Genomic DNA, 10,627 nt, shown 5'->3' on the forward strand with positions numbered 1-10,627 from the left:
CCGGTGGAGGAGCCGCTCTGGAAGGCGGTGATGCCGTTCGGGGTGCCCAGACCGGTCGGACCGTCGTAGCCGGTCTCCGCGGTGCACAGGTACGCCGGGGAGCACGTGGCGGTCTTGCCGCTGGTCACGTCGTTCAGCGCCGAGGTGTGCTGGTACAGGTAGGACGCCGGGTTGGTGCCCGCCGCCGGGTTACCGGCCAGGGCGTAGACGGCCGCGATCAGCGGGGAGGCGACGGAGGTGCCGCCGTAGACGTTCCAGCCGCCGTTGTTGTTGTACGTGTCGTACACGGCCACGCCGGTGGCGGGGTCGGCCACCGCGGACACGTCCGCGACGGTGCGCTTGGAGCAGCCGGTGTCGGTCTGCCAGCTCGGCTTGGGGTCGTAGGCGGAGCAGCCCGACCCCGCACCCTCGCTGGAGGAGGTCGACCACACCGACTCGCTCCAGCCACGGGAGTTGGAGGCCGTGTTGAGCGCGGTACCGCCGACGGCGGTGACGTACTGCGAGGCGGCGGGGTACTCGACGCCGTAGCCGCTGTCACCCGAGGAGACGGTCACCGCGACACCGGGGTGGTCGTAGTACTCCGTGTCGTAGGTGGTGTCGGTCGAGTCCTCGCTGCCGCCGTAGCTGTTGGAGACGAACTTCGCCCCGGCGTTGACGGCCGCGTTCACGGCCTTGCCGAGGTCGTCGTTGCTCTCGGAGCTGGCCTCGGCGAGGATGATGTGGCAGTTGGGGCAGATCGCCGAGACCATGTCGATGTCCAGCGCCTCCTCACCGGTCCAGTCGTCGCTGGCCGGCGCGGGCGAGGGCAGCGGGCTGGTCGCCCCGTTCTCGTTGATCTTGGTGAAGCAGCCGCTGCCGCAGGCCGGCAGGCCGAACTGGCTGCGGTACGCGTTCAGGTCGCTCTGCGCGCTCGGGTAGTCGTACGCATCGACGACCGCGACCGTCTCGCCGCCGCCGTTCGAGGCCGCCGCCGAGGCGAGGTTGTAGGCGGACTGCAGCTGGCTCGGGCCGTAACCGGACACCGTGGCCAGGGGCGTGGCGCCGGAGTGCGCCAACTGCGGCTTCACATCGGTGCGCTTGAGCGCCATGCAGCTGGCGGAACCCACAGGCGCCTGCGGGCACTGCTGGTGGTACGAGGTCGTGCCGTTCGCGGTGGCGGCCTGCGCCGGCGCGACCGCAGCGAGACCGAACACGGCCACCGTGGCGGCCGCGGCCGACGCGGCCACGGTCCTTCCTAGCGCGCGCAAGCGGCGCGCGGAGTCCTGGGTAAACAACCCGCACCCTCCTGAGGGACGAAGGGGAACGGCACCAGAAGCTGACGGGACGTCAGCGAGGTGCCATTCCGGTTCAGGGAAACGAAGTGCACGTGCTGACGCCCCGCAGACACGCCCAGGACACAGGCGACAGACACGGGGAGTGACACCCTGCTACGTGGTGCCTACGTGAGAGTAGGGCTGACACGGACACGCTGAACAGAGTCCGGCGCCGAATTCTTCTGAGAATCCTCTGAGCGTTCCCTGACAGCGGCGGGTCACGGACGCCGCAGCCCGAACCACCCCTCGGGGGCCAGGCGCAGGGCGAAGCGAACCGCCGGCAGCAGCGCCCAGCACAACGACGCCGAGTGGGTCACCGACGCGACGGGGATCGACACCGCGAACGTCACGACCACCGCGGCGATCCACGTCAGGGTGGTGCCGACGATCCCGGGGGGTGTGTTCTCCCGCAGCAGCCCCGATCGGCGCAGCGCCGCGAAGGCCTGCCACAGGAACAGGCCCGCCAGTGCCTGCGTGGCCGCGTAGACGGTGAACTGGACCTGGAACGCGTCGGCCTCACTGGTCAGCAGCTTCGTCGCGAAGGGCATGAGCACGATCATGAGCAGCCAGAGCAGGTTCCACTGGATCGCGCCGCCCGTCAGACCCTTCGCGTAGCGGAACAGGCGCTGGTGGAACAGCCAGTGCATGGCGACCACCGCGAAACTGATCAGGAACGCCACGTACTCCGACAGGTGTGTGCGCAGGAAGTGCAGCACCCCGGCGTTGCCGTGGACGCCGTCCGCCGGAACCGGCAACTCCAGGGCGAGCAGCGTGATGGCGATGGCGATCACGGCGTCCGAGAAGTAGATCAGCCGTTCCGGACCGACCAGTTCGCTCTCTTCGGTGCTGCTCACAGGCGTCGCGTCGGCGCTTTGTATCATCTCGCATCATTTCTCGTGTAGATGGGGCAAGGCAGGCCCTGGTTCAGGCCGAGGGCTGTCCGGCCGCGGCGTTTGCGGCGGCCTTGGCCTGGGCCCGGTCGGCGTAGCGGCCGGAGAAGACGAACGGGACCACGAACGCGAGGACCTGCACGGCGACGAGCGGGACCGCCGCGGCGTGGCCGTAGTGGACGATCAGCGCACAGGCCGCCGCCGCGGTGGCGAACGCCGCGGTCCACACGCCGGTCAGCACCATGTTGACGTGGATGAAACGGGGCGCGTTCCAGAACTCCCTGGCCACCCGGGTGCGGGCGATGGACAGGGTGAACGGCCGCCGCACCGCCAGGGACGCCAGCGCCGTGACCGCGAGGACCGCGTTCGCCAGCACGCATGTCCAGGTCTGCAGGCCCGACTTGGGCGCGGCGAGCGCGGCCGCGGCCATCGCCACGAAGAACGCGCAGGAGGCGGCACCCAGCAAGTCCACGCTCCTGGCCCGGATTTGGGAGGCGAGCAGCAGCACGGCGGCGACGGCGGCGGCGCACATGCCGAGCCGCCAGTCGACCGGGCTCAGGGCCGCGTAGCACAGCCATGGAGCGAAACCGCGGACGTAGTTCACCAGGACCCCCCTTGTGGGCACGACGACGATATCCGAAGACTGACATGTCAATGTTGGTATGTCTACTCCGACAGGTGAAGCCCGAGGGTTACGATGCGGACATGAGTCTGCGCCACGCCCTCCTGGGCCTCCTCGCCGAGAAGCCGGCCAGTGGATACGACCTGCTCAAGCGGTTCGAGACCTCGCTGTCGATGGTCTGGCCCGCCCAACAGAGCCAGGTGTACGGAGAGTTGGCCAAGCTCAAGGAGGCCGGCCTGATCGAGGTCACCGGCACCGGCGCCCGCAACCGCCGCGACTACGGCATCACCGACAGCGGCCGCGAGGAGTTGCACCGCTGGCTCACCGAGGTCGGCCCCGACCTCGCCTTCCGCAGCGCCGCACTCCTGCGCGTGTTCTTCCTGTGGACCCTCAGACGGGAGGAGGGCGTCGCGTACCTGAAGGACTTCGCCCGCGAGAACAGCGCCCGGCAGGCCGCCCTCGAACAGGTCCGCGACACCGCCACCTGGGTCGGCGACCCGGTCCAGGTCTGCGGCTGGCTGGCGTTGGAGTTCGGCATCCGCGGCTCGGAGAACACGGCGCAGTGGGCGGAGTGGGCCGCCGGGCAGCTGGAGGAGCACCTGGAGAGCGAGCCGCCCGGAGCGGACCCGAACTGACCCGCGCCGCCGCGTGAGACCGCCTTCCGGGCCGGAAATCTACGCCCGTTGCCAACCCGCGTAGATCGATCATGACCTGCGACGATGTCGACGCCCCGATGAACTGACGCCGACAGTCTTGCGAATCGCCATGCGCGGTTCATCCGATGCCCCCATGCTGTCTCCTGAGCACCACTCAGAGACGTCCGCCGGCCGGAGAAGTCCGCGTCGGCCGATTCAGGCTGCCCAGGTCTAGGAGGACCGTGTCCACTCCCCGCAACCGCATGCTCGTCGCCGCCATAGCGGTCAGCAGCGCGCTCGCCGCCGTCGCCCTGGCCCCATCGGCCGGCGCCACCCCCTCGGCCGACCTGGTCGTCAGTCAGGTCTACGGAGGCGGCGGCAACTCGGGCGCAACCCTGAAGAACGACTTCATCGAGCTGCGGAACAACGGGTCGGCTCCGGTCGACCTGTCCACCTGGTCGGTGCAGTACCTCTCCGCCTCGCCCGGGGCCACCACGACCTGGCAGACCACCCCCCTGACCGGCAGCATCGCCCCCGGCGGCTACTACCTGGTCCAGGAGGCCGCAGGCTCCGGCGGCACCGCCGACCTGCCCACCCCGGACGCCACCGGCGCGATCAACCTCGGCGGCACCGCGGGCACGGTCGCCCTGGTCACCTCGCAGACCGCGCTGACCTGCAAGACCGCCGCCGACTGCGCGGCCGACGCAACCGTGCGCGACCTCGTCGGCTACGGCACCGCCGTGGTCCACGAGGGCACCGCCGACGCGCCGACGCTGAGCAACACCACCGCGGACACGCGCAACGCCACCGGCGCCGACAGCGACCAGAACGGCGCCGACTTCACCGCCGTCGCCCCGGCGCCGCACAACTCGGCCTCCGGCGGCGCGAGCGGCAGCCCGAGCGCGAGCGCGAGCCCCAGCCCGACCGCGACGCCGGGCAGCGTCCGGATCCACGACATCCAGGGCGCCGCCTGGGTCTCGCCGCTGAACGGCAAGTCGGTGACCAACGTCCCCGGCGTCGTCACCGCGATCCGCACCAGCGGCAGCAAGGGCTTCTGGATGCAGGACCCGAACGCCGACGACAACCCCGCCACCAGCGAGGGCATCTTCGTCTACACCAGCTCGGCCCCCACCGTGGCCGTCGGCGACTCCGTGCTGGTCTCCGCCAAGGTCTCCCAGTACTACCCGCTGGCCAGCGGCGACACCGCCGCCACCACCTCCAACCTGTCCGTGACGGAGCTGGCCTCGCCCACCGTCACCACGCTCAGCTCGGGCAACCCGCTGCCCGCGCCGATCGTCCTTTCCGCCTCGAACGTCCCGAGCACCTACGCGCCGAACCTCGGCGGCGGCAACATCGAGAGCACGCCGATCACCCCGAGCCGCTCGGTCCTGGACTTCTACGAGTCCGTCGAGGGCATGCGCGTCGAGGTGGACAACGCCCGCGTCGTCGGCCCCTCCGACTCCTACGGCGAGCAGTACGTCACGGTCAAGCCGACCGAGGCCGTCAGCTACCGCGGCGGCAGCGAGCTGACCGGCGAGAACACCCCGCCGTCGGGCCGCCTCGAGGTGGTCGCCGACAACGGGACCAACCCCGAGGTGAGCGTGGGCGACGAGTTCACCGGCGCGACGATCGGCACCATCGACTACTCGCAGTACGGCGGCTTCCTGCTCGCGGCCTCCGGCCTGGGCGCCGTCCAGGCGGGCAACCTGGCGCCGGTGGTGGCGACCCCGGCCGCCGCCAAGGACCTCTCCATCGCCACCTACAACGTGGAGAACCTGGCCCCGTCCGACGCGGACACCAAGTTCGCCGCGCTGGCCAAGGGCATCGTCACCAACCTGGCGAAGCCCGACATCATCGCCCTGGAGGAGATCCAGGACAACACGGGCGCCACAGACGACGGCACCGTGGCCGCCGACCAGACCATCGGCAAGCTCACCGCCGCGATCGCCGCCGCCGGCGGCCCGCAGTACAGCTACCGCGAGATCGACCCGGTCAACGACCAGGACGGTGGCCAGCCCGGCGGCAACATCCGGGTCGTCTTCCTGTTCAACGCGGACCGCGTCAGCTTCGTCGACCGCGGCCCGTCGGACACCGACCGCAGCACCACCGGCACCCACATCGTCGACGTCCACGGCACGCCGCAGCTGACCCTGTCGCCCGGCCGGATCGACCCGACCAACCCGGTCTGGAACTCCAGCCGCAAGCCGCTGGTGGGCGAGTTCAGTTTCCGCGGCAAGCCGGTCTTCGTCATCGCCAACCACTTCGACGCCAAGCTGGGCGACCAGAACCAGGACGGCCGCTTCCAGTACCCGGCGCAGTCCTCGGCGCTCCAGCGCTCCGGCCAGGCCCAGGTCGTGCACGACTTCGTGCAGAACCTCCTGGCGATCAAGAAGAACGCGGACGTGGTCGTCGTCGGCGACCTGAACGACTACCAGTTCAGCCCGGCCCTGCACTCGCTGACCACGGGCACCGCGGACGGCACCGGGCCGCGCATCCTGACCGACCTGATCACCACGCTGCCGCTGAACCAGCAGTACACCTACGACTACGAGGGCGTCTCCGAGGTGCTCGACCACATCCTGGTCAGCCGCGGCGTCAGCGACAGCACCTACCAGGTCGTCCACATGAACTCCGAGTACGCCAACCAGACCAGCGACCACGACCCGCAGGAGGTCCAGTTCCGCCCCTGAGCGACTGAATGAGTTTGCAGCAAGTTTCTGAAAAGGTGTGACGGGTGTCTTGACGCACCGCCGGGCAGGCGGGATGGTTCATCGCCATCCCCCACCCCTGCCCGGAGGTCGTCCTCCCATGAGACGCGGCTCCACCCGATCCAACAGATCCACCAGAACCACCCCAGGCCTTCGACGCGGAGCGGTGCTCCGCCGCGCGGTGACGCTCACCGCGGCCCTCGCTCTGCTCGTCGGCGGCGCGGCCACCCGGTCCGAACCGGCCCGCGCCGCCGACGCCGCCCCGAGCGCCGTCAGCCTGCCGGGGACCTTCGACACCGCCCTCGGCTGCTCGGGCACCTGGCAACCGGCCTGCCCCCAGGCGGAGATGACCCTCGCGAGCGACGGCCGCTGGAAGGCGACACTCGACCTGCCCGCCGGAAGCTGGTCCTACAAGGTCGCCGTCGACAACGCCTGGACCGAGAACTACGGCGCCGGCGGTGCACCGGGCGGCGCGAACATCGACCTCACCGTCCCCACCGGCGGCGAGCAGGTCGCCTTCGTCTACGACCCGGACACCCACGTCGTCACCGACGACTCGGCCATGCCCGTCGTCACCGCCACGGGCGACTGGCAGACCGCCGTGGGCTGCGGCGCCACCTGGTCCGCGACCTGCGCGACGACCACCATGACCGACCCGAACGGCACCGGTGTCTACACCTGGTCCACCACGGCGATTCCGGCGGGCAGTTGGAACACCAAGGTCACCCTCGGACAGTCCTGGGCCACCAACTACGGCGCCGGCGGAGCAGCAGGCGGCGCCAACATCGGGTTCGTGGTGCCCGCGGCGGGTGACACCACGACCTTCTCGTACAACGCGTCCACGCATCTGCTGACCGTGGTGAGCAACGCCGGGGCCGCCGCGCCGCTCGACACGCTCGGCGCGCTGTACGGCCCCACCGCGACCACCTTCCGCCTCTGGTCGCCCGACAGCTCCAATGTGACAGTCTCCGTCGGCGGGAACAGCTACACCTTGAGCCCGACCACACTGCCCGGCTACTCGAGCGTCTACCAGGCCGTGGTGACCGGGAACCTGCTGGACCAGGACTACCAGTTCCGTGTGGGCGGGGTGGCCGTCCCCGACCCGTACGCGCAGATGGTCGTGCCCGGCACCACCTCGGGCGTGGTCGTCGACACGGCCGCCGTCACCCCCACGGACGGCGGCTGGGACCCGCGCCCCGCGCTGGTCGACCGCACGAACGCGGTCGTCTACGAACTGAGCGTCCACAACTACACGATCGACCCGAGCTCCGGAGTCGACCCGGCCAAGCGGGGCAGGTTCCTCGGCCTGGTGGAGAACGGCACGACCTACGACGGCGTGAGCACCGGCATCGACCACCTCAAGCAGCTCGGCGTGACCGCCGTCCAGATCATGCCGTCCTTCGACTTCGGCAGCACCGTGCCGAACTGGGGCTACGACCCGGTCGACTACAACGTCCCCGAGGAGCAGTACTCGCAGTTCACCGCGCCGGAGGACCGGATCCGCGAGTTCAAGGACATGGTCAACGCGTTCCACCGGAACGGCATCCGCGTGATCATGGACGTGGTCTACAACCACACCTACACCAAGAGCGTGTTCGGGAACATCACAGGCACGTACTACACGGCGACCGACCTGTCCGGGACGGGCGACTCGATCGACGACGGCAACCCGATGGTCAGCCGGATGATCCAGGACTCGCTGGAGCACTGGGTCCGTGACTACGACGTCGACGGCTTCCGCTTCGACCTGGCGGGCGTCCACTACTACGAGGACGTTTACAGCTGGGCGGACTACCTCCAGACCACCTACGCCGACCGCGACCTGATGATGTACGGCGAGCCGTGGAACGGCGGGGCGAGCGATCCGAACGAGCCGCAGAAGGTCCGTTACGGGACCATGCCCGCGCTGTCGCCGGTCCACTTCGGGGCGTTCAACGGCGTGTACCGCGACGCGATCCGGGGCGGCACGAACGACGACGTGATGGCGTTCATGGGCGGCAACGGAAACCCCTCGGCCATCGCCTTCGGCATGACCGGCTCGCCCACCGACGCCGACAGCACCGCGACGGTGTCGAACCTGTGGACGCCTGCGTTCGCGGTCAACCCCGAGCAGACCATGAACTACGTGTCGATCCACGACAACCTGAACCTCTACGACAAGATCACCTACTCGGGTGCGACCGGCGGGGCCACCGGCACCGCCGGGGCGATCGACCGGCTGGCCGTCGGCACGATCCTCACCTCGCAGGGCGTCCCCGTCATCGCCGAGGGCGACGAGTTCCTCCGCTCGAAGGTGGTGAACGGCGACTACACCACGGCGATGAACTCCTACGACGCCCCCGACGCGGTCAACGCCATCCACTGGGGCGACATGATCACCAATGCCGGCATCGTCAGCTACTACCGGGACGCCATCGCCCTGCGCAAGGCCACCGCCTCGCTGCGCCTGACGACCTGGTCGGCCGTCAAGAACCAGATGACGACGCAGGTCGACGGCTCGGTGGTGACCGCCGAGATCAGCTCGAATCCGGCCGCGCCCACCACGTACGACACGGTCGTCGTCGTCAATCCCACCGGTGCCGCCTACAACGCCGCCCTGCCGGCCGGCTCCTGGACCAAGGTGCTGGACGCCGACGGCGCCACGTCCGCGAGCGGCACCTCCTGCGACCCCCGGGCGGTGACCGTCTTCACCAGGAACTGAGCGACCACGCCACACCGCGGGCCCGTCCTCGGGCGGGCCCGCGCAACACTGCTGAAGCACTCTTCCGGCATGCGAGAAGCCGCCCGGGAATCCTTGACCGTCCCGGGCCGCTTCTGGTGCACTCACGTCCATGAACCCGCGCGCCTTTCTGACTCGGCGGCGCCACATCGACCTGGCGCACGTAGCCAGCGCGTTCTGTTGTTCCTGATCGGGAGCCCGGCCTTCCCGAACGCTGCCCCGAGACCGTCCGCCGACCTCTCGCCGGGCCCCGTGCCGGTCCCCTGCACCAGAACTGACGTCTAGTCGTCTGACAATTCTCTGCGCCCGCCCTGCCCGAGGGGGATTCCCGCATGCCCTTGCACGCTCGCGACGACCGCGACGGCCGCCGCCAACTGCACCTCAACGCCTTTCTCATGGACGCCGGACACCACGAGGCGTCCTGGCGTCTGCCGACCGCCCCTCCGCGGGCCGCCTTCGACCTGCAGCACTGGATCGAGCTGGCCCGGCTCGCCGAGAGCGCCAAGTTCGACTCCCTCTTCCTCGCCGACGGCCCCGCCCTCGGCGGCACCGGCGAATTCCGGCCTCCGGGCCAGCTGGAACCGCTGACGCTGCTGACCGCTCTCTCGCAGGCGACGAGCAGAATCGGGCTCATCGCGACGGTCTCCTCCACGTACAACGAGCCCTACAACCTGGCCCGCCGCCTCGCCTCCGTCGACCACGTCAGCGGCGGCCGGGCCGGCTGGAACATCGTCACCTCCGCCGGCACCGCCGAGGCCGCCAACTTCGGCCTGGACACCCGCCCGAGCCATGCCGACCGCTATGCCCGGGCCGACGAGTTCCTCCAGGTCGCCAAGGCGCTGTGGGACAGCTGGGAGGCCGAGGCCGTCGTCGCCGACAAGGCCGCCGGTCGCTACGCCGACCCGGCGCGGCTGCACCGGCTCGACCACCGCGGCCGCCACTTCGCCGTGGCCGGGCCGCTCAACGTCGAACGCCCGCCACAGGGCTACCCGCTGCTGGTCCAGGCCGGCTCCTCCGAGGACGGGAAGGACTTCGCGGCCCGGCATGCCGAGGCGATCTTCACCGCCCACCGCACGTACGAGCGCGCCGCCGACTTCTACCGCGACATCAAGGCGCGGGTGCGCGCCGCCGGGCGCAACCCCGACGGCGTGATCGTCCTGCCCGGTATCGTCCCGTACATCGGGGCGACCGAGGCGGAGGCCAGGGCTCTCGCCGAGGAGCTCGACGAGCTGCGCGTGCCCGCGTACGGGCTGCGGCAGCTGGCCGCCGTCTTCGAGACCGAGCCGGACGACCTCCGACTCGACGAGCCCCTGCCGGACCCCATCCTGGCCCGGCCGAAGCTGGAGGGTGCGCAGAGCCGGGCGGACCTCTTCATCGAGCTGGCCGTCCGCGAGAAATTGACGGTCCGTCAACTCATTTCCCGGATCGGCGGCGGGCGCGGCCACTTCGAGCTGGTCGGCACGCCCGACCAGATCGCGGACGCCATCACCGCCTGGTTCGAGGGCGGCGCGGCGGACGGGTTCAACATCATGGCCCCGTCCCTGCCCTCCGGCCTTGCGGCCTTCGTCGAGCAGGTGCTGCCGATCCTGCGCGACAAGGGTCTGTTCCGCGAGGAGTACGAGGGCACCACGCTCCGCGAGCACTACGGGCTTCCGGTGCCGGCCAACCAGTTCCACCGCGCCACCGAGGACACCGCCTGAGCGGGCCCGCCCGACTCCCGCCCGCACCCTCGCGGCGGTG

Annotated in this window: 8 protein-coding genes; 5 read left to right on the forward strand and 3 right to left on the reverse strand. The window is 70.2% G+C overall.

Annotated elements, in window-relative coordinates; all coding sequences use genetic code 11:
* The 3 genes from TR49_RS29765 to TR49_RS29775 form a co-directional block, all read right to left on the reverse strand.
* A partial coding sequence (locus TR49_RS29765) for a S53 family peptidase (RefSeq protein WP_439654140.1) occupies positions 1-1,226 on the reverse strand: 1,226 nt, incomplete at its 3' end.
* Positions 1,227-1,531: 305 nt separating this feature from the next.
* Positions 1,532-2,167 (reverse strand): TMEM175 family protein, encoded by a 636-nt coding sequence (locus TR49_RS29770; RefSeq protein ID WP_052434749.1) that lies wholly within the window; start codon positions 2,165-2,167, stop codon positions 1,532-1,534.
* A 70-nt stretch (positions 2,168-2,237) separates the two neighbouring features.
* Entirely contained in the window at positions 2,238-2,828 is a 591-nt protein-coding gene (locus TR49_RS29775; protein ID WP_152627514.1) for a hypothetical protein, read from the reverse strand.
* A gap of 80 nt (positions 2,829-2,908) precedes the next feature.
* On the opposite strand from TR49_RS29775, the gene TR49_RS29780 reads away from it, so the two are divergent.
* The 5 genes from TR49_RS29780 to TR49_RS29795 all read left to right on the forward strand — a co-directional run bounded on the left by TR49_RS29780 (position 2,909) and on the right by TR49_RS29795 (position 10,587).
* Complete coding sequence (locus TR49_RS29780) at positions 2,909-3,460, forward strand: PadR family transcriptional regulator (RefSeq protein WP_042387098.1); 552 nt, start codon at positions 2,909-2,911, stop codon at positions 3,458-3,460.
* Positions 3,461-3,702: 242 nt separating this feature from the next.
* Positions 3,703-6,150: a DUF8508 domain-containing protein gene (locus TR49_RS29785; protein ID WP_236653584.1), complete on the forward strand. Its 2,448-nt coding sequence runs from the start codon at positions 3,703-3,705 to the stop codon at positions 6,148-6,150.
* Positions 6,151-6,349: 199 nt separating this feature from the next.
* A complete protein-coding gene (locus TR49_RS29790; RefSeq protein WP_152627515.1) occupies positions 6,350-8,869 on the forward strand; it encodes a pullulanase X25 domain-containing protein in 2,520 nt (839 codons plus the stop codon).
* A gap of 130 nt (positions 8,870-8,999) precedes the next feature.
* A complete protein-coding gene (locus TR49_RS46820; RefSeq protein ID WP_369405347.1) occupies positions 9,000-9,077 on the forward strand; it encodes a putative leader peptide in 78 nt (25 codons plus the stop codon).
* Between the two features lie 142 nt (positions 9,078-9,219).
* Positions 9,220-10,587, forward strand: a complete 1,368-nt coding sequence (locus TR49_RS29795) for an LLM class flavin-dependent oxidoreductase (RefSeq protein ID WP_042387101.1) — start codon at positions 9,220-9,222, stop codon at positions 10,585-10,587.
* Positions 10,588-10,627 lie beyond the last annotated feature (40 nt).

The sequence above is a fragment of the Streptacidiphilus melanogenes genome, from assembly GCF_000787835.1.
GTDB classification, from domain to species: Bacteria; Actinomycetota; Actinomycetes; order Streptomycetales; family Streptomycetaceae; genus Streptacidiphilus; species Streptacidiphilus melanogenes.

Coding starts and splice junctions, on each gene's coding strand:
- TR49_RS46820 (WP_369405347.1), top strand. CDS start 9,000: ATGAACCCGCGCGCCTTTCTGACTCGGCGGCGCCACATCGACCTGGCG.
- TR49_RS29795 (WP_042387101.1), top strand. CDS start 9,220: ATGCCCTTGCACGCTCGCGACGACCGCGACGGCCGCCGCCAACTGCAC.
- TR49_RS29780 (WP_042387098.1), top strand. CDS start 2,909: ATGAGTCTGCGCCACGCCCTCCTGGGCCTCCTCGCCGAGAAGCCGGCC.